Origin of the sequence: Methylobacterium trifolii (assembly GCF_022179685.1) — a bacterium.
Taxonomy (GTDB): Bacteria; Pseudomonadota; Alphaproteobacteria; order Rhizobiales; family Beijerinckiaceae; genus Methylobacterium; species Methylobacterium trifolii.
Genome location: NZ_BPRB01000248.1, coordinates 1 through 18,560 on the forward strand (window position 1 = coordinate 1; position 18,560 = coordinate 18,560).

Annotated in this window: 20 protein-coding genes; 10 read left to right on the forward strand and 10 right to left on the reverse strand. The window is 70.9% G+C overall.

Translation table 11 applies throughout. The features are described 5' to 3' along the window. Window positions 1-218 precede the first annotated feature (218 nt). From COGEMETH_RS20065 to COGEMETH_RS20075, 3 genes are read right to left on the reverse strand one after another with little or no spacing between them, the layout of a single operon-like run. Entirely contained in the window at window positions 219-1,088 is an 870-nt protein-coding gene (locus COGEMETH_RS20065) for an NAD(P)-dependent oxidoreductase (RefSeq protein WP_238184371.1), read from the reverse strand. Window positions 1,089-1,148: 60 nt separating this feature from the next. Beyond that, complete coding sequence (locus COGEMETH_RS20070) at window positions 1,149-2,552, reverse strand: ATP-binding protein (protein WP_238184372.1); 1,404 nt, start codon at window positions 2,550-2,552, stop codon at window positions 1,149-1,151. Next, a complete protein-coding gene (locus COGEMETH_RS20075; protein ID WP_238184373.1) occupies window positions 2,549-3,268 on the reverse strand; it encodes a response regulator in 720 nt (239 codons plus the stop codon). The genes COGEMETH_RS20070 and COGEMETH_RS20075 overlap by 4 nt, the downstream gene beginning before the upstream one ends. A 258-nt stretch (window positions 3,269-3,526) precedes the next feature. On the opposite strand from COGEMETH_RS20075, the gene COGEMETH_RS20080 reads away from it, so the two are divergent. Then, window positions 3,527-3,922 carry a VOC family protein gene (locus tag COGEMETH_RS20080; RefSeq protein ID WP_238184374.1) on the forward strand — a complete coding sequence of 132 codons (396 nt, stop codon included), beginning with the start codon at window positions 3,527-3,529 and terminating at the stop codon, window positions 3,920-3,922. A 46-nt stretch (window positions 3,923-3,968) separates the two neighbouring features. Further along, window positions 3,969-4,568 (forward strand): histidine phosphatase family protein, encoded by a 600-nt coding sequence (locus COGEMETH_RS20085; RefSeq protein WP_238184375.1) that lies wholly within the window; start codon window positions 3,969-3,971, stop codon window positions 4,566-4,568. A gap of 30 nt (window positions 4,569-4,598) precedes the next feature. Here the strand turns inward: COGEMETH_RS20085 and COGEMETH_RS20090 are convergent, their stop codons facing one another. From COGEMETH_RS20090 to COGEMETH_RS20105, 4 genes are all read right to left on the reverse strand, one after another. After that, a complete protein-coding gene (locus COGEMETH_RS20090) occupies window positions 4,599-5,315 on the reverse strand; it encodes a hypothetical protein (RefSeq protein ID WP_238184376.1) in 717 nt (238 codons plus the stop codon). A 111-nt stretch (window positions 5,316-5,426) separates the two neighbouring features. After that, complete coding sequence (locus tag COGEMETH_RS20095) at window positions 5,427-6,431, reverse strand: nickel/cobalt transporter (RefSeq protein ID WP_238184377.1); 1,005 nt, start codon at window positions 6,429-6,431, stop codon at window positions 5,427-5,429. Beyond that, on the reverse strand, window positions 6,422-7,096 hold the full coding sequence (locus COGEMETH_RS20100; protein WP_238184378.1) for a DUF1007 family protein: 675 nt from the start codon (window positions 7,094-7,096) through the stop codon (window positions 6,422-6,424). Before COGEMETH_RS20100 ends, COGEMETH_RS20095 begins: the two co-directional genes overlap by 10 nt. Window positions 7,097-7,234: 138 nt before the next feature. Continuing rightward, the gene (locus tag COGEMETH_RS20105; protein WP_238184379.1) at window positions 7,235-7,582 is read right to left on the reverse strand and encodes a hypothetical protein; all 348 of its coding nucleotides are present in this window, start codon (window positions 7,580-7,582) and stop codon (window positions 7,235-7,237) included. A 312-nt stretch (window positions 7,583-7,894) separates the two neighbouring features. Here COGEMETH_RS20105 and COGEMETH_RS20110 point away from each other — a divergent pair, with 312 nt between their 5' ends. Further along, window positions 7,895-8,740, forward strand: a complete 846-nt coding sequence (locus COGEMETH_RS20110) for a metallophosphoesterase family protein (RefSeq protein ID WP_238184380.1) — start codon at window positions 7,895-7,897, stop codon at window positions 8,738-8,740. Here COGEMETH_RS20110 and COGEMETH_RS20115 read toward each other — a convergent pair. Continuing rightward, window positions 8,725-8,922 (reverse strand): hypothetical protein, encoded by a 198-nt coding sequence (locus tag COGEMETH_RS20115; protein WP_238184381.1) that lies wholly within the window; start codon window positions 8,920-8,922, stop codon window positions 8,725-8,727. The genes COGEMETH_RS20110 and COGEMETH_RS20115 overlap by 16 nt on opposite strands. 159 nt (window positions 8,923-9,081) lie before the next feature. Between COGEMETH_RS20115 and COGEMETH_RS20120 the strand changes: the two genes are divergently transcribed. From COGEMETH_RS20120 to COGEMETH_RS20130, 3 genes are all read left to right on the forward strand, one after another. After that, entirely contained in the window at window positions 9,082-9,297 is a 216-nt protein-coding gene (locus COGEMETH_RS20120) for an alkylphosphonate utilization protein (protein ID WP_238184382.1), read from the forward strand. 72 nt (window positions 9,298-9,369) lie between these two features. Beyond that, window positions 9,370-11,745 (forward strand): Orn/Lys/Arg family decarboxylase, encoded by a 2,376-nt coding sequence (locus COGEMETH_RS20125; RefSeq protein WP_238184383.1) that lies wholly within the window; start codon window positions 9,370-9,372, stop codon window positions 11,743-11,745. Next, entirely contained in the window at window positions 11,745-12,353 is a 609-nt protein-coding gene (locus tag COGEMETH_RS20130; RefSeq protein ID WP_238184384.1) for a GNAT family N-acetyltransferase, read from the forward strand. Before COGEMETH_RS20125 ends, COGEMETH_RS20130 begins: the two co-directional genes overlap by 1 nt. A gap of 16 nt (window positions 12,354-12,369) precedes the next feature. On the opposite strand, the gene COGEMETH_RS20135 is transcribed toward COGEMETH_RS20130, so the two are convergent. Together COGEMETH_RS20135 and COGEMETH_RS20140 are read right to left on the reverse strand one after the other, a co-directional pair. Beyond that, the gene (locus COGEMETH_RS20135; protein WP_238184385.1) at window positions 12,370-13,281 is read right to left on the reverse strand and encodes an amino acid ABC transporter substrate-binding protein; all 912 of its coding nucleotides are present in this window, start codon (window positions 13,279-13,281) and stop codon (window positions 12,370-12,372) included. A gap of 138 nt (window positions 13,282-13,419) precedes the next feature. Next, a complete protein-coding gene (locus COGEMETH_RS20140) occupies window positions 13,420-14,703 on the reverse strand; it encodes a dicarboxylate/amino acid:cation symporter (RefSeq protein WP_238184386.1) in 1,284 nt (427 codons plus the stop codon). 311 nt (window positions 14,704-15,014) lie between these two features. Here COGEMETH_RS20140 and COGEMETH_RS20145 point away from each other — a divergent pair, with 311 nt between their 5' ends. The 4 genes from COGEMETH_RS20145 to COGEMETH_RS20160 form a co-directional block, all read left to right on the forward strand. Then, window positions 15,015-15,932 carry a branched-chain amino acid ABC transporter permease gene (locus tag COGEMETH_RS20145; protein ID WP_238184387.1) on the forward strand — a complete coding sequence of 306 codons (918 nt, stop codon included), beginning with the start codon at window positions 15,015-15,017 and terminating at the stop codon, window positions 15,930-15,932. Next, on the forward strand, window positions 15,932-17,326 hold the full coding sequence (livM, locus tag COGEMETH_RS20150) for a high-affinity branched-chain amino acid ABC transporter permease LivM (protein WP_238184388.1): 1,395 nt from the start codon (window positions 15,932-15,934) through the stop codon (window positions 17,324-17,326). Before COGEMETH_RS20145 ends, livM begins: the two co-directional genes overlap by 1 nt. Further along, the gene (locus tag COGEMETH_RS20155; RefSeq protein ID WP_283215033.1) at window positions 17,326-18,204 is read left to right on the forward strand and encodes an ABC transporter ATP-binding protein; all 879 of its coding nucleotides are present in this window, start codon (window positions 17,326-17,328) and stop codon (window positions 18,202-18,204) included. Before livM ends, COGEMETH_RS20155 begins: the two co-directional genes overlap by 1 nt. Next, a partial coding sequence (locus COGEMETH_RS20160; protein ID WP_238184389.1) for an ATP-binding cassette domain-containing protein occupies window positions 18,201-18,560 on the forward strand: 360 nt, incomplete at its 3' end. The genes COGEMETH_RS20155 and COGEMETH_RS20160, both read left to right, overlap by 4 nt.

Here is an 18,560-nt window from a genome sequence, read left to right on the forward strand (position 1 = left end):
CCCTTGTGGGGAGGAGCCGGAGGTGGGGGTGGTGCAGGAGGTGGGGGTGGTGCAGGAGGCACCGGATCGCTCGATCCTGGGCCACCCCCACCCCTGACCCCTGCCCACAAGGGGGAGGGGAGCCGCGTTCCGGAACAGAGACTGATCCGGCCACGGACAAAGTGTGAATACCGTAGCCCCCCGCAAGAAGGAGGGGAAACGCGGTTCCGAGCAGGGGCTTATGCCCGCCCGCTGCGCCGCGCCGAGACGCGCGCCAGGGCGGCCAGGTCCTTGTCCGCGTCGCCGTGGGCCATCGCCTCGATCAGGCCGTCGCGCAGCACGCTCGCGAACGGCATCGGACAGCCCACCGCCTCCGCCGCCTGGAGCGCGAGGCGCACGTCCTTGGCGCCGAGCCTCAGGTTGAAGCCGGGCGGCTCGTAGCGGTTGGCCGCGATCGAGGCGCCGTAGCCCTTGTAGACGGGGGAGGCGAACAGGGTGTTCGTCAGGAGGTCGAGGAGGTCGGCGCCCGGCACTCCGTGGCCTTCGGCGAAGGCGCAGGCCTCGCCCATCGCCTCGATGGCCGCGATCAGCATGAAGTTGCCGGCAAGCTTCACCGCGTTGGCGCGCTGCGGCTCCGGGCCGAAGCGCCAGGTCTTGCTTCCCATCGCCTCGAAGAGCGGGGCGGCGCGCCCGATCGCGGCGTCCTCGCCCGCCGCCACGATGTTGAGGGCGCCTTTGTCGGCGACATCCGGGCGCCCGAAGACGGGGGCCGCGACGTAGGGCACGCCGGCCCGCGCGTGGATCGCCGCCAACTCCTGCGACAGGGCCACCGAGATCGTGCTCATGCCCAGATGCATTCCGGGCCGCGTGCCGGAATCGAGCAGGCCGCCCTCGACCACGACCGAACGCAAAGCCGCGTCGTCGGCGAGCATGGTGATCGCCGCGTCGCCCGCGAAGGCCTCCGCCGCGGTGGCGACGGGATGCGCGCCCGCGACTGCCTTGGCCGCCTCCGGCGAGCGGTTCCAGACGCGGACCGTGTGTCCGCCGCGCACGAGGCTGGCCGCCATGCCGCGCCCCATGCGCCCGAGGCCGATGAATCCGACGTCCATACCCGCGTTCTCCGAAACGATTCCGTTCGGAGCCTCAACGCGGGAATGGTGAAAAAGGGGTCAGGCGGCGACCTGCGTCGCCGGAGCCTGCGGCAGTTCCGGTTGCGAGCCGGCCAACGCCTGGGCCGCCAGCGGCAGTTCGATGCCGGCGCAGAGGCCGCCCTCGGGCCGGTTGGTGAGGGTCAGGCGTCCGTGATGGGCCTCGACAATGGCCAGCACGATCGACAAGCCGAGGCCGAAGCCGCTCGCCTCGTTGTGGTTCCGGGCCAGGTCGCCGCGCACGAAGGGCTGGAGCATCGCGTCCCGCTCGGCCTCCGGGATGCCGGGGCCGGAATCCAGGATCTCGACGCGCACGCCGCGCAGGGTCGCGTCCATGCGCAGGCTCGCGCTGCCGCCGTACTTCACCGCGTTGTCCACGAGGTTGGTGATCGCCCGCTGCAGCTCGTCCGGCCGGCCGCGTACCAGGACGTGGCGGCTGCGCTCCACGACGACCGATGCGCCGACATCGGAGAAGCCGTCGCAGACCGTCTGCACCACGGAGGCGAGGTCCACCAGGGCGAAGCTGCCGGCGTCGCGTGCCTGCCCGTCGCGCACGAAGGAGAGGGCGGCCTCCACGAGGCCGTTCATCTGGTCGAGGTCGCGCAGCGTCATGGTGCGGGCATGCTCGTCCTCGATGAACTCGGCCCGCAGGCGCAGGCGCGTGATCGGGGTGCGCAGGTCGTGGCTGATCGCGGCCAGCATCTGGGTGCGGTCGTCGATGAGCCGGCGCACGCGGGCGCGCATCCGGTCCAGCGCGCGGGACACCGCCAGCACCTCCTTCGGGCCGGCCTGGGGGAGGGCCGCATGGTCGTCGCGGGTGCCGAAGGCTTCCGCCGCACCGGCGAGCCGCGCCAACGGCGCCGTCAGCGCCCGCGTCGCCCAGACCGAGAGCAGGGCGAGCGTCAGGCCGAGGAAGACGAAGGTGAAGATGATCGCCCCCTGGCGGGGCGGGTGCAGGGGGTCGTCGGCCAGGCTCGCCCGCAGCGTCGCGCCGCCCGGCGTGGCGATGCCGAGGTGGAGCAGGCCGCCCGCCGCCGTTCCGGGCGGGCTCAGGTCGGTGATCGCGAGGGTGCGGCCGAAGCTCTCGCGCAGGCGCCGGACCACCGGCTGCTCCCCGGCGGCCGGCGCGCCTTCGGGCGCGAGCCCGTCCCAGGGGGCGATCTGGATGCGCGGCAGGCTGCGGGCGGCGCTCGCCAGCAGGGCGGGGCGCGAGGCCGGCTCGGCCGCGTCGAGCAGGCGCGCAACGGTGGCGAGCCGCCCCGCGGCGACGCCGGGGCGCTCGTCCGGGTTCCAGGGCTCGCGCAGGACGAAGAAGGCGAGCGTGGCGACCACGTGCGCCACGGCGATGGCCGCGACCACGAGGAGGGCGATCTGGCCGGCGATGCTGCGGGGCCGCAGGCGGGCGCGAAGGGCGGACAGGCTCATGAGCGCGTCACCTCCGGCGTGAACAGGTAGCCGCCGGAGCGGATGGTGCGGATGATCTCCGGGTTGCGGGAATCGCGCTCGACCTTCTGGCGTATCCGGCTGATCAGCACGTCGATGCTGCGCTCGAACGGCCCGGCCGAGCGCCCCTGCGTCAGGTCGAGGAGCTGGTCGCGGGACAGCACCCGCCCCGGCCGCAGGCAGAGGGCGTGCAGCAGGTCGAACTCGGCCCCGGTGACGGCGATGCGGGCGCCCTCCGGGCTGAGGACCTGGCGCAGGGACACGTCGAGGGTCCAGCCGACGAAGTGGAGGCGGCGGACGCCGTCGTCGTCCGGCGCTTCCGCGGAGGCGCGGCGCAGGATGGCGCGGATGCGGGCCAGGAGCTCGCGCGGGTTGAAGGGCTTGGCGAGGTAGTCGTCCGCGCCGATCTCCAGCCCGACGATCCGGTCGATCTCCTCCGCCTTGGCGGTCAGCATCAGGATCGGGATGGCGGAGGTCGCGCGCAGGCGCCGGCACAGGCTGAGGCCGTCCTCGCCGGGCAGCATCAGGTCGAGCACGATCAGGTCGACGCGGGCGTCGGTGAGGGCCTTGTCCATCTCGCGCCCGTCGCCGGCCAGCGTCACCCGGCACTCGTTGCCGCGCAGGTAGCGCGCGACGAGGCTGGAGATCTCGCGGTCGTCCTCGACGATCAGGATGTGGGGCGTGGCGGGGGCTGTCATGTCGCGGGCTTCGGAAGGCATGGTCAAGGTCATGGACAGGTTATGCCCTGTCGCGCGCCGCATTCGTAGGTGGTCCGGGCCGGTGAAATTGTAACGGGGTGTTTCCATCCCGAGGCGAACCTGCATTGGCGGACTTGCAGCCGCGAGCCGTGCCGGGGCCGCATCCCGGCCCTGCGGGGAGCCTAGACACCCTTTCCCTGCGGGGTGTCCCGCGCCACATGGCGTTCGACGACCCTCCGAAGGATTTCCGGAAGACCCATGGCGAAGCCCGTCCACGCGATGATCCGTGTCCTCGAGGAGGCGCGGGCCTGCGACTACTACGCCCGCGCCTTCGGCCTGATGGTGGCCGACCGGTTCGACTTCCCGGACTTCACCTTGCTCTACCTGCGCGACCAATCCTCGACCTTCGAGCTGGAGCTGACGGTCAACAAGGACCGCACGGCGCCCTACGACCTCGGCGACGGTTACGGCCACGTCGCCGTGACCGTGGAGGACGTGGCGGCCGAGCATGCCCGCTTCACGCGGGAGGGGCTGCCGGCCACGGCGGTGAAGAGCCTGGAGCACGGGGACCGGACCCTGGCGAGGTTCTTCTTCGCCACCGACCCGGACGGCTACAGAATCGAAGTCATCCAGCGCGGCGGCCGGTTCCTCTGAGGGCCCGCCCCGTCCCGTATCCCGACCCGCAAGCCCCCCGAGTGTGATGAACGCCCCGACCCGCATCGTCTGCATCCGCCACGGCGAATCGACCTTCAACGCCGCCCACCGCGCGACCGGCCGCGATCCCGGCCATCTGGACGCCCGCCTCACGCCCCGCGGGCAGGGCCAGGCCCGGGCCGCACGGGCCGCCCACCGGGACACGCCCTTCGAGCTGGTGGTGGTCTCGCCCCTGACGCGGGCGATCGAGACCAGCGCGATCCTGTTCGGCGAGCATCCGTCCGCGCCCAGGGTCCTGGTCGAAGTGCTGCACCGGGAATGCCAGGAGAGCAGCTGCGACGTGGGCCGCGCGGCCTCCGAGATCGCGGCGGAGTTTCCGCATCTCGACGTCGGCCACCTGCCGGAGGTCTGGTGGCACGCGCAGGACGGCTGCGCGGTGGACGGCTACCCCGTCGAGCCCCGGCCCCTGTTCGACCGGCGGGTCGCGGCGTTTCGCGACTGGCTGCGGGCCCGGCCGGAGCGGACCATCGCCGTCGTCGGCCACGGCACCTTCTTCTTCCACCTCACCGGAATCTGGCTCGACAACTGCGAGAGCGTGGACCTCGACCTCGCCCCCTCCGACCGGATGTCGGCCCTCGCGTCCTGACCGTACACGCCTTCGCGGCTTGAGCGCGCCTCAGGCCTCGACGCGGGGGCGCGCCGCATCGAACCGGCCGCGTGCCCGGACGAGGTCGATGTCCGGGGCCTGGGCGCCGATCGCGAGGGCCTCGTCGAGGATGTCGCAGGCGGTGGCCCATGACCCCGCGACGAAGGGGGCCGCGCCCTCAGTCACCTCGGCCGCGCAGCGCGGGTCGTCCGCGGCGCGGATCGCGGCCATGGCGGTGCGGGCGAGCGCGGCGCAGCGTGCGCCCTCCAGCCAGCGCCGTGCGCCGGAGGCGGCCTGCGCGAGCGAACCCCCGCGCCACTCCGCCTGCCGGGCCGCGGCCAGCCCGGCTTCGATGTCGGGGGCGTCCGCGCAGCGTTCCGCGAGATCGGGCAGTCCGGCCGCCGCGCAGAGGGGCGCGAGGATGCGGCGGATGCTCGCCAGGGCGAGGTGTCGGGTGCGCTTGGCCTCGATGCCGGACCGGTCGGCCGAGCCCGAGAGGCGCAGCACGAAGGCCATCAGGCGGGGTCGCTCGGCATCCGGCATCGCGTCGTTGAGGCCGAGCGCGTAGGCCGAGAGCGGCCGCGAGAAGCAGGGCGGGCAGTCGGCGCTGGCGCGGATGGCGCGGTAGGGCAGCCCCGCCGCCACGACGGCCGCCTCGTTGATGCAGGTGCCGCCGTCCGGCCCCGGAAAGGGGTGCGATCCCGGCAGCAGCCGCCAGTTCAGGATATGGTCGAAGCCGGCGCTCATCCCATCGCCTTCCTACGCGGGGCGACATGGTCCGCCCGCTTGCGAGCGTTCAGCCTGCCACGCGCGCGACGGCTTGGCGAGGGAGGCTTCGGCGAGGGTACGCGCCTTCCCTCAGGCCCCGGCGCCGAGGGCGAGGCCGGACAGCATGGCGAGGCCGAGCACCAGGACGAAGGCCGCGGCCAGGAGTTCGAGGGCGCCGACCGCGCGCAGGCCCGCCTGCCCCCTGCCGCCGGCAAGCCGCAGGGCCGCCCCCTTGGCGAAGACCGCCAGCGCCGCCAGCGCGCTCGTGGTGAGCGCGGTGCCCAGCGCCATGGCGAGCACGGCGAGCACGCCCGCCCCGAGCACCCCCTGCGACAGAGCGAAGACCAAGAGCAGCACGGCGCCCGCGCAGGGGCGCGAGCCCGCGGCCAGGACCACGCCCACGCGCTCCCGCCACGTGTCGAGCCCCTCGACCGTTCGCGCATCGGTGATGTGGGCATGGCCGCAACCGGGGCCGCAGGCGACGGGCGAACCGAGGGCGGCCAGCCGGCCGGCCTTGCGCCAGGTCACGGAGAGGCCGACGAGGGCGACGAGGGCGAAGCTCACCGTCTCGATAAGGCTGCCGGCCCGGGTCATGCCGGCGGCGGTGGCGTTGAGGATCAGGCTGCCGATTCCGACGATGGCGATGGCGATTCCGGCCTGGAGCATCGCCGCACCGAAGCTCAGGGCGCAGCCGCGCCGAAGCGCCCGCTCGCCGGCCACGATGTAGCCCGCGATCACCGCCTTGCCGTGGCCGGGTCCGGCGGCATGGAATACGCCGTAGGCGAAGCCCAGGAGGACGAGGGGCTTCCAGTCGCCCCCGGCCTTCAGCCCCGAGACCGCGGCCTGGAGACTCCTGGAAAAACTCGCCTGGACCGCGAGGAGCCAGCCGCCGAGGCCGGTGGTGCCCGGTGCCGCCTCGCGAAAACCGATGCCGAAGGGCGAGCGGGGCGGCGGCGCGGTCAAGCCCGGTGCCACGAGCCAACTAAGCCCGACGACGAGCAGGGCCGCCACCGCCACGGCGCCCGCGGCCAGCGCGAGGCGCAGCGGCAGACGCGCGGGCGTGGCGCGCGCGGGAATCGCCGCGCCTACGGACACGCGACGAGCACCCGGTTGGCGAACTGCACGCCGTAGCCGGAAGCTGCGGTGAGCGCCTCGAAGAACGCCTCGGTCATGCCGGGTTTGGCCGCATCCGCGGTCTTGTCGGCGCCGGCCTCCGGCTTGGGCCGCGTCACGGTCGCGGCGCAGCCGGGGGGGGCGTTGGCCAAGCGGGCGGCGTCGGGGGCATCGGAGAGGCCGAAGGAGACGAAATAGGTCGGGTCGTAGACCTCCAGCGCCACCACGCCGCGGCCCTGCTGGGCGGGCGTCTTCAGGGGCAGCAGGAAGCTCAAGGTGAGGGCGCCCCCCTCCACGCTCATGCGCGGCTCGGTGGGGGCGGAAAACGCCTGCTCCTTGCCGGCGACCTTGAGCTTGGTGAAGTAGCCGAATTCGGCAAGGTTCGCGGTGTTCTCGGCCGCCAGCCCCGCGAGTTCGTCGGGCGTGAGCTTGCCGTCGCCGTTCGTGTCGAGCCCCTGCGTGACGAAGGCCGAGTAGGCGGCATCGAACGTCCAGGCGTGGCGGATGCCGACGACCTTGCCCGAGGCGTAGTCGATCTCGGCCTTGGCCGTCACCCAGACATGAGGGTGGGCCTGCGCCGGTCCTGTGATGCTGGCGAGCCCGGCCGTGAGGGCAAGGCCGAGAAGGTGACGCGCGGCGATCGGCATGGCGGGGCGGACGCTCGCGGCTCAGGGTGAAGGGTCCGTAAACGGTCCTGCCCGATCTCCCCGATCCGTTGGGCGAAAGCGAGGCGCCGACCCGTCCTCGCAAGCGCCGGTGCCGCGCGCGGCGGCACCGGGTCCGGATCAGTCGGCCGAGGCCACGTCCACCACGTCGCCGCGGCGCGAGAAGGCCACGGTGGCCTCGCTGCCGCTGGCGTTGAGCGTGCCGGGGACCGAGAGCGTGACGCTCTGGTTGGCGTTCAGCGTGGTGACGAGGCGGACCACCTTCGGCTCGCTGCCGTCGATGTTGCGGGCCGAGAGGGTGGCGACCACCCGGTAACCGTCGCTGCCGGGGGTGTAGTAGATCGAGCCGTAATAGGTGCCCAAGTCCACCGAGGTGGCCTTGAGGGGCTTCAGCTCGACGGCCGAGGCCGTGCCGACGACGGCGAAGGAGAGGGCGGCGGCGATGAGGGTTTTGGAGAGCGTGCGCATGTGCTGAATCGTCCTGTGCGATTACTGCCCGCCGGGAGTGCCCGTTCGGAAAGCCGGTAGCACCGGGAGACCGCAATATGCGCGGCGGATGGTGCGATGCGAAGATCCATTTTGTGCATCGCAAAAATGCGCTTAACGCATAGCTTGTGCGCGATTGCACACTTTCATGCATTATTGACATGTCTCGGACGCCGAGGATGAACGCCGACCGGAACTATTTCGGCGTCCGGCCAAGCTTGCCTCCTCCCGATCCGCCGCCACATCCGGCCCATCCGCCGCATTCCCCCTGCCGCATCCCGGAACCGCCCCTCGATGAGACGCATCAGCCAGATCTCCGACCTGCATTTCGGCCGGACCGATCCGGCCGTGGTCGAGGGCCTGGTCCGCGAGTTGAACGCCGACCGGCCGGACCTGATCGTCGTCTCCGGCGACTTCACCATGCGGGCGCGCCGCGTCGAGTACGCGGAGGCCCGCGCCTTCCTGGCGCGCCTGCCGCGGCCGTGGATCGCGGTGCCGGGCAACCACGACATCTCGCCCTTCCATCTCTGGCAGCGATTCGTGCGCCCGTTCTCCCGCTACCGGCGCTTCATCGCCCGCGAGACCGAGCCGACGTTCCGGGACGAGGAGATCGGCGTCGTCTGCCTCAACACGGTGCGGACCTGGGCGCCGGAGGCGGACTGGTCGCAGGGCAAGATCCGCCGCTGGCAGATCTTCTCCGCCGAGGCGCGGCTGCGCACGATGCCGGACCACCTGTTCAAGATCGTGGTCGGGCACCACCCGTTCATGCCGCCGCCCTGGGACGAGGAGGCGCGCCTCGTCGGCCGGGCCGACAAGGCGTTGGACGCCTTCCGCCGCTGCGGCGTCGGGCTGACGCTGGCCGGCCATCTCCACCGGCATTACGCGCGCTTCGCCGAGCCCCTGGAGGCGGGCGGCGAGCGGGTGGAGGTGGACCGCGGCCGGATGCAGGGCGGCCGGGGCCGGCTGCTCGCCGTGCAGGCGGGCTCGGCCACCTCGACGCGCCTGCGCGGCAACGAGCCCAACGCCTACAACCGCATCCGCATCGCGGACGGGGTGGCCACCGTCACGGTGCGGGTCTGGGACGGAGGCGGCTGGGCGGATGCGGCTCCGGACGCCAATACGCCTCAGCCCGCGCCGTAGCCGCCCTTGCGGTTGGCGTCCGACCGGTCCTTCTGCCCGGTCTCGTAGCCGCCGCTCGCCGCCCCGTCCGTGCCGGTCTTCTCGGGCGCCGGACTGGTCGGGCCGGGATCGGCCCGGTCTCTCGCCTCCCTTGACGTTTTGCTTGCGGCGGGACGATCCGCCGGCTTGGTCTCGTCCGTCATCGCCGGTACGCGCTCTCGATGCCGGGCCCCACGGGCCCCGTCCCTGAAGACGGCCCCGACCCACCCGCGGTTCCGGCCGGCGGCTTTCCCGCCGGGAGCCGGCATCGGTTTGCCCGAAAACGCTCTATGGAGGGCGCCTCACCAGCGAAGGGGTCGGGCATGGGCGACGTGAAGGACGGCAACGGGACCACGCTCGCGGACGGCGATTCCGTCACCCTGATCAAGGACCTTAAGGTGAAGGGCACCTCGACCACCCTGAAGCGCGGCACCCTGATCAAGAACATCCGCCTCACGGACGACCCGGCGGAGATCGCGTGCAACGCCGACAAGGTGAAGGGCCTCGTGCTCAAGACCGAGTTCCTCAAGAAGGCCTGACCCGGCCGTCATCCAACCGTCACGTGCGCGCCCGAAAGGGTGCGCCGGCCCTCCGGACAGAGACCATCGCCCATGGACTTCCACCGCCGCTTCACCGTCCTGATGTGCGCCCCGGCCTTCGATCCGGACGATCTGGAGGGCGCGCGCGTCCAGCAGATCGTCACGGCGGTCGAGGGGCGCGGCTTCGAGGTGATCCGGGCGCGCCGGGTCGAGGACGCGGCCATCGCCGTGCAGACGGACGCCGCCATCGGCTGCATGGTGGTCGACTGGGGCAAGCGCGGGCTCGACGGAAAGGCCGCAGCCCTCATCGACATGATGCGCCGGCGCGGCCTGGAGATGCCGATCGTCATCCTGGTCCGCCGGAAGCGCCTGGAGGACATCCCCGTCGAGCTCCTCGACTTCATCGACGGCTACATCTTCCTGGCCGAGGAGACCCCCGAATTCATCGCCCGCGGCCTCGTCGCCCGCGTCACCCAGTACGCCGAGACCCTCAAGACCCCGTTCTTCGGGGCGCTGGTGGACTATGCCGAGAAGGGCAACCAGCTCTGGACCTGCCCCGGCCACAACGGCGGCATCTTCTACAACCGCTCGCCCATCGGCCGCATCTTCGTCGAGCATCTGGGCGAGGCCATCTTCCGCGACGACCTGGACAACTCGGTCCTCGACCTCGGCGACCTGCTGACCCACGAGGGGCCGGCGCTGCGGGCCCAGAAGGAGGCGGCGGCGATCTTCGGGGCGGAGAAGACCTACTTCGTCCTCAACGGCACCTCGGCCTCCAACAAGGTGGTGCTCGGGGCGCTCGTCGCCGAGGGCGACCTCGTCCTGTTCGACCGCAACAACCACAAGGCCGCCCACCACGGCGCCCTGATGCTGGCCGGCGGCATCCCGGTCTTCCTCGAGACCGACCGCAACGCCTACGGGCTGATCGGCCCGATCTACGCCGAGGCCCTGGACGAGACCGCGATACGCGAAAAGATCCGCAAGAACCCCCTCGTGACCGATCCCGAGGCATGGCGGCGCGAGCGGCCCTTCCGCGTGGCCGTGATCGAGCAATGCACCTACGACGGCACCATCCTCGACGCGCAAGGGGTCGTCGACCGGATCGGGCACCTGTGCGACTACATCCTGTTCGACGAGGCCTGGGCCGGCTTCATGAAGTTCCACCCGCTCTTCGCGGGCCGCTTCGCCATGGGGCTCAAGGGGCTGGACGAGACCTCGCCGGGCATCATCGCCACGCAATCGACCCACAAGCAGCTGGCGAGCTTCTCCCAGGCCTCGCAGATCCACACCAAGGACAGCCACATCCGCGGGCAGACCCGGCGCGTCGAGCACCGCCGCCTGAACGAGAGCTTCCTCGTCCACGCCTCGACCTCGCCGTTCTACCCGATCTTCGCCTCGCTCGACGTGGGCGCCCAGATGATGAAGGGGCGCTCGGGCATGATCCTGTGGGACGACACGATCCGGCTCGGCATCGAGTGGCGCAAGAAGGTGCGCGCCATCCGCCGCGAGTTCGAGGAGAAGGAGGCCGATCCGGCCCGGCGCTGGTTCTTCGACCCCTTCGTGCCCGACGTGACGGTGGGCGCCGACGGCGCGCCGGTGCCGTGGGAGAGCGTGCCGACGGACGTGCTGGCCGCCGACCCGCGCCATTGGGAGCTGGCGCCGGGGGCGGGCTGGCACGGCTTCACGCATGTCGGTGTCGAGTCGGCGCCGGGCTACGCCATGACCGACCCGAACAAGCTCACCGTGCTCACCCCCGGCTTCGACCGGCGCACCGGGGACTACGCCGCGCACGGGGTGCCGGCGCCGATCGTGGCGCAGTACCTGCGCGAGAACCGGATCGTGGCCGAGAAGAACGACCTCAACTCCTTGCTCTTCCTGCTGACGCCGGGCGTCGAATCCTCCAAGGCCGGCACGCTGATCTCCGGCCTCGTCGCCTTCAAGCGCCTGCACGACGAGAACGTGCCCCTGGAGGAGGCCATGCCCGAGTTCGTGCGGCGCCGGCCCAACCGCTACCGGGGCGTGCGCCTGCGCGACCTCTGCGCCGACTTCCACGCCTTCCACCGGGAGGCCGGGACCTCGACGCTCCAGCGCCGGCAGTTCGAGCCGGGGCACCTGCCCGAGATGGTGATGCCGCCCAAAGCCGCGGCCCAGATGCTGACCCGCAACAAGGTCGATTTCGTGCCGATCGCCGAGGCCGAGGGGCGTGTGGCGACGACCTTGCTTCTGGTCTACCCGCCGGGGATCGGCACCGTGCTGCCGGGCGAGCGGCTGGATGAGCGGGCCAAGCCCATGCTGGACTACTTCAAGATGTTCGAGCGCTCGGCCAACCTGTTTCCCGGCTTCGAGGCCGAGATCCAGGGCGTCTACCGCGAGGTGGACGCGGACGGCCGCATCCGCTTCTTCACCTACGTCCTTCAGGAAGACCGCGCGCCGCGCGCGAGCCGCTGATGGCGGATGCCGCTCCGCCCCTGCCGGACATCGTGATCCGGCCCTCCTCGGACCTCGACGTGCCGGCGATGGTGGCGATCTACGAGCACCACATCGCCCGCGGCGTGGGCGACGTCGGCGCGTTCGAGGAAGAGCGCCTGATGCCCGACGACCTCAAGCGTCGGCGCAAGGCCATGCGCAGCAAGCGCCTGCCGCATCTCGTGGCCGAGCGCGCCGGGGTGGTGGCCGGCTACGCCTACGCCGTGCCCTTCCGCAAGCGCCCGGCCTATCGCTACACCCTCAAGCACTCGATCTACGTGCACCCCGAGCACCTGCATGCGGGCATCGGCCGCCGGCTGTTGCCGGCCTTGATCGAGGCCTGCGCCGCGGGCGGCTACCGCCAGATGATCGGCTACATCGACGCGCAGAACGAGGCGTCCCTGCGCCTGCACGAGGCCTGCGGCTTCGTCCGCGTCGGGCACCTGCCGGCGGTCGGCTACAAGTACGGCCGCTGGAGCGACAGCGTCATGGTGCAATGCCCCTTGGGCGCGGGATCGAGCGAGCAGCCCGCGACCTGGCGCCAGCCGACGGAGGCCCTGGTCGCCGGCCACGACTGGACGGGGCAGTGATCCGGCTGGGGTAGGCTCAGTCTTCCAGGCCGATGAGCTGGAAGCTGTTGTGCAGGTCGTTCGACATCGGCACGTTGAGGCGCTCGCCGTTCGGCAGGCGCTTGAGGAACCAGCGCTCGTAGATCCAGCGGAGCTCCCGCGTCTCGGCCAGCCGCCCGAAGGTCGCGGCGACCGCGCCGGCGAGCATCGGATCGTCCTTGCGGTACATGATGCCGTAGGGCTCGAAGGAGAGCTTGTCGCCCAGCACCATGTACCTGGCGCCGTCCGCCCCGTCGTTGGCGATCAGGCCGTAGAGCAGGATGTCGTCCGTCGCGAAGGCGTCGGCGCGCCCGTCCTTGACCATGGCGAAGGATTCGGCGTGGTCCTTGCCGGTGAGGATCTTGGCCTGCAGCTTGAGCTTGGCCAGCACGTCCCGCACCGCGCCCTCGTTGGTGGTGCCGGCCGTGACCACGACCTTCTTCCCCCCCAGTTCGCGATAGGACGTGATCTTCGAGTCCTTCGGCACCAGGAGCTTGGTGGCGCTGATGTAGGTCACCGGCGAGAAGGCGACGGTGCGCCGGCGCTCGGCGTTGGCGGTGGTCGAGCCGCATTCGAGGTCGACCTTGCCGGAGGCGACCGCCTGGAAGCGCGATTCCGAGGTCACCGGCTCGTAGCGCACCTTGAGGTCGGTGCGGCCGGTCTCGCGGCCGATCTCGTCCACGATCTCGCCGCAGATGTCGATGGCGTAGCCGATCGGCCGGTCGCCCCCGTCCGCACGCTTGCCCTCGACGAAGGAGAACGGGACGGAGGAGGAGCGGTAGCCGATCACGACCTCGCCGCGCTCGGCGATGGTCTTGAGGGTCCCCGTCAGCACCTCGATGGCGCAGGCCGGTCGCGGACCGGCGAGGAATGCGAGCGCGAGCGCCGCCATGAGCCTGCCTGCCGACATCGGGACACTCCTGAAAACCCTGCCGGGACGCCTTCGACCGTGCGTCGTCCGGTCCCGCGAACCGGGGCCGCGGCGCATGACCGTAACGGGATGGCCCGGAGCCGGTGGGACCGGCTCCGGGCGCGATCGCAAGAAGCCCTACTCGGCCGGTGAGGGGACCGTGCCCACGTCCCGGTCGAGGCTCTGGTCGGTGGTGGTGAGCTGGCCCTCCCACTTGGCGACGGCGACGGTGGCGATGCTGTTGCCGAGCACGTTGGTGGCCGAGCGGCCCATGTCGAGGAACTGGTCGATGCCGATGATGAGCAGCAGCCCGGCCTCCGGGATGTTGAACTGCGACAGGGTGGCCGAGATCACCACCAGCGAAGCGCGCGGCACGCCGGCCATGCCCTTCGAGGTCACCATCAGCAGGAGCAGCATGGTGAGCTGCTGCCCCCAGGTGAGCGGGATGTTGTAGGCTTGGGCGATGAACATCACCGCGAAGGTGCAGTACATCATCGAGCCGTCGAGGTTGAACGAGTAGCCCATCGGCAGCACGAACGAGGTGATCTTGTTCGGCACGCCGAATTTTTCGAGGTTCGACAGGGTCTTGGGGTAGGCCGCCTCGCTCGACGCGGTCGAGAAGGCGAGCACGAAGGGCTCCTTGATCAGGTTGATCAGGCGCATGATCCCGTTCGAGCCGACGAGCAGGAAGCCGACGAACATCAGCAGGCACCACAGGATGCCGAGGCTGAAGTAGAACTCGACCATGAACTTGCCGTAGGTCGCCAGGACGCCGATGCCCTGGGTGGTGATGGTGGCCGCGATCGCCGCGAACACGGCGACGGGGGCGAACATCATCACGTAGCCCGTCACCTTGAGCATCACGTCGGCCAGGCCCTCGATGCCCTTGGCCAGGAACTCGCCCTTCTCGCCGAGCGCGGCCAGGCCCACGCCGAAGAAGATCGAGAACACCACGATCTGCAGGATCTCGTTGTTGGCCATCGCCTCCACCGCGCTCTTGGGCACGAGGTGGGTGACGAACTCCTTGAGCGAGAGCGAGGCCGCCTTGAGGCCGGTGCCGGCGCCGACGTCGGGCAGCGGCAGGTTCAGGTTGTGGCCGGGCTGGAGGATGTTGACGAGGACGAGCCCGATCATCAGCGAGCAGAACGAGGCGCCGACGAACCAGAGCAGCGCCTTGCCGCCGACGCGGCCGACCGAGGCGGTGTCGCCCATATGCGCGATGCCGACCACCAGCGTCGAGAACACCAGCGGCGCGATGATCATCTTGATGAGGCGCAGGAAGATGTCGCTGATCAGGGCGATGTAGCCTGATATTTCCTTGGCGGTCTGCGGGTCCGGCCAAGTGATACTACACAAATAACCGACGGCGATGCCGAGCACCATGCCGATGAAGATCATGGTCGTCAGCCGCGAACCTGCCATCGTGCCTCTCCTCGCGCTCGCGGACGGGCGCTTGATCTTCGAGTGAGGCAGTCTGAAGCACGAAGCAGGCCATGCGCAAGCCGGATTGCCGCTTTAATCCCGCCTTCGCGACAGTTCTGTTCTGTTGTCACGGGCTTTGAAATTGGCTGTCCTGCCGGCGGGCGGCCTCCTACGCCGCGCCGCGCGCCCGCGACAACCGGCCCGGCCGAAGGCGGGCGCCCTATGGCGGCCCGCGCAAGGCTGCGGTACGGGACTTGCGGCCCTCGCCTGCGGCCATGATCCGCGGGGCGGCGATCGGGACGGACGCGCGCATGGATGTCTTCGTACAGCAATTGATCAACGGGCTGACGCTCGGGTCGATCTACGGCCTGATCGCCATCGGCTACACGATGGTGTTCGGCATCATCGGCATGGTCAATTTCGCCCACGGCGACGTCTTCATGGTCTCGAGCTTCATCGCGCTGATCCTGTTCCTGATCCTCACGACCTGGCTCGGGATCTCCTCGATCGCGCTGGCCCTCCTGATCGTGCTGGTGCTCGCCATGGCGCTCACCGCCCTCTGGGGCTGGGCGATCGAGCGGATCGCCTACCGTCCCCTGCGCGGCTCGTTCCGGCTGGCGCCGCTGATCTCGGCCATCGGCGTCTCGATCTTCCTGTCGAACTTCGTCCAGGTGGCGCAGGGCGCACGCAACAAGCCGACGCCGCCGATGCTCTCGGGCGGCATCACCCTGTTCGAGACGGACGGCTACGCCGTGTTCCTCTCCTACAAGCAATGCCTGATCATGGGGGTGACGGTCGTGCTGCTGACGGGCTTCTGGTATCTCGTGCAGCGCACCCCCTTCGGCCGGGCGCAGCGGGCCTGCGAGCAGGACCGGAAGATGGCCGCCCTCCTCGGGATCGACGTGGACCGCACGATCTCCCTGACCTTCGTGCTCGGCGCGGCGCTCGCCGCCGTCGCGGGCGTGCTCTACCTGCTCTATTACGGCGTGGTCTCGTTCTCGGACGGGTTCGTGCCCGGCGTGAAGGCCTTCACGGCCGCCGTGCTGGGCGGCATCGGCTCGCTGCCCGGCGCCGTGCTCGGCGGGCTCATCATCGGCCTGATCGAGACCTTCTGGTCGGCCTACTTCTCGATCGAGTACAAGGACGTCGCCGCCTTCTCCATCCTCGCCATCGTGCTGATCTTCATGCCCTCGGGCATCCTCGGCCGCGCCGACATCGAGAAGGTCTGATGGCCGGGGGGCTCATGAATACGAAGCCGCCGGGCGGGTCCGCCCTCGCGGACGTCGTGCGGGATGCCGGCCTCTACGCGCTGGTCGCCTTCGGCCTCTGCGTCCCGCTGATCAGCTACCGCACCGATCCGGGGCCCGCCGGCCTCGACCTGACCCCGCGCTGGCCCCTCGTCGCGGGCCTGTGCGCGGCGATCTTCGTGGTGCGGCTGCTTCAGCGCCTCGTGCTGATGCGGCGCGACGCCCGCCGCGCGTCAGCCCCGGCCCAGACGGACGAGACCCTCGGCCTCGCCCCGGACGCGGCCATCAAACTCTCCACCCTCGCCCTGTGGGCGTTCATCGGGCTCGCCCTGACGCTGCCCTTCGTGGCGGCGCTCGCAAGCGGCGGCCTCGGGGAGGCGCGCTACTGGATCGACCTCGGCATCCTGATCCTCACCTACGTGATGCTCGGCTGGGGGCTCAACATCGTCGTGGGGCTGGCCGGCCTGCTCGACCTCGGCTACGTCGCCTTCTACGCGGTCGGCGCCTATTCCTACGCCCTGCTCGCCACCACCTTCGGCCTGTCGTTCTGGATCTGCCTGCCCCTGGCCGGCCTGTTCGCGGCGCTCTGGGGCATGCTGCTGGGCTTTCCCGTGCTGCGCCTGCGCGGCGACTACCTCGCCATCGTCACGCTCGCCTTCGGCGAGATCATCCGCCTCGTGCTGATCAACTGGGTCGACGTGACCGGGGGCGGGGCCGGCATCTCCTCGATCCCGCGCGCCACCTTCTTCGGCATCCCCTTCACCGCGGGCGAGGAAGGCTTCGCGGCCCGCTTCGGCCTGACCTTCGACTCGATGCACCGGGTCGTCTTCTTGTATTATGTGATCCTGGCGCTGGCGCTCATCACCAACCTCGTGACGCTGCGCCTGCGCCGGCTTCCCATCGGCCGCGCCTGGGAGGCGTTGCGCGAGGACGAGATCGCCTGCCGGTCGCTGGGCATCAACACCACCACCACGAAGCTCACCGCCTTCGCCCTGGGTGCCGCCTTCGGGGGCGTGGCCGGCTCGTTCTTCGCCGTGCGCCAGGGCTTCATCAGCCCGGAGAGCTTCAACTTCCTGGAGAGCGCGATCATCTTGGCGATCGTCGTGCTCGGCGGCATGGGCAGCCAGGTCGGCGTCGCCATCGCGGCCATCGCCATGGTCGGCGGCCCGGAGATGCTGCGCAACCTCGGCTTCCTGAAGGCCGTCTTCGGCGAGGGCTTCGATCCGAACGAGTACCGCCTGCTGCTCTTCGGCCTCGCCATGGTGGCGATGATGGTCTGGCGGCCCCGCGGCCTCATCTCCGTGCGCGTGCCCTCGGTCGCGCTGGGCAAGCGCCGCGCCATCTCCGGCGCCCATGTCAGCGAGGGCCACGGCTGATGGGCCCGGTCCCCGACATGGACGGCGTGGTGCTGGCCGTCGAACACCTCACCATGCGCTTCGGCGGCCTCACGGCCGTGGGCGACCTCTCCTTCGACGTGCGCCGGGGCGACATCACCGCCCTGATCGGCCCGAACGGGGCGGGCAAGACCACGGTCTTCAACTGCATCACCGGCTTCTACAAGCCGACGGAGGGGCGTCTGACGCTGGCCCACGCGGACGGGTCGCGCCACCTCCTGGAGCGGCTGCCCAACCACGCCGTCAACCGCACGGCCCGCGTCGCGCGCACCTTCCAGAACATCCGCCTGTTCCAGGGCATGACCGTGCTGGAGAACCTGCTGGTGGCCCAGCACGCGCCGCTGATGCGGGCCTCGGGCCTGAGCGTGCTGGGGCTCCTCGGCGCCGGCTCCTACCGCCGGGCCGAGGCGGCCGCGATCGAGCGGGCCAAGGAGTGGCTGGGGCGGATCGACCTCATGGGGCGCGCCGACGACCCGGCCGGCGACCTGCCCTACGGCGCCCAGCGCCGGCTGGAGATCGCCCGCGCCATGTGCACCGATCCGGTGCTGCTCTGCCTCGACGAGCCGGCCGCCGGCCTCAACCCCCGGGAAAGCGGCGAGCTCAATGCCCTGCTGCGCCACATCCGCGACGCGCACGACACCTCCGTGCTGCTGATCGAGCACGACATGTCGGTGGTGATGGAAATCTCCGACCACGTCGTCGTGCTCGATTACGGGGTGAAGATCGCCGACGGCACGCCGGGCGAGGTCCGCGCCGACCCGCGGGTGATCGCGGCCTATCTCGGCGTCGAGGACGAGGAGGTCGCGGAGGTCGACGCGGAGGTGGGCCTGGCCGTGACGCATCTGGAGCCGCAGGCATGAGCGTGGCCGGCATCAACGTCCTCGTGGAGGAGACCCGCGCGCTGGCCGCCGCGCAAGCCGGGGCCAAGCAAGCCGGGGCCAAGGCGCCGCTGCTCTCGGTGCGCGACGTCTCGACCTATTACGGCAGCGTCGCGGCGTTGCGCGGCGTCGACCTCGACGTGGCCGAAGGGGAGATCGTCACGCTGATCGGCGCCAACGGGGCGGGCAAGTCGACCCTGATGATGACGATCTTCGGCGCGCCCCAGGCCCGCTCCGGCACCATCACCTACGACGGCCGCGACATCACCCGGCTGCCGACCCACGCCATCGCCCGGCTCGCCATCGCCCAGTCGCCCGAGGGGCGGCGGGTGTTCCCG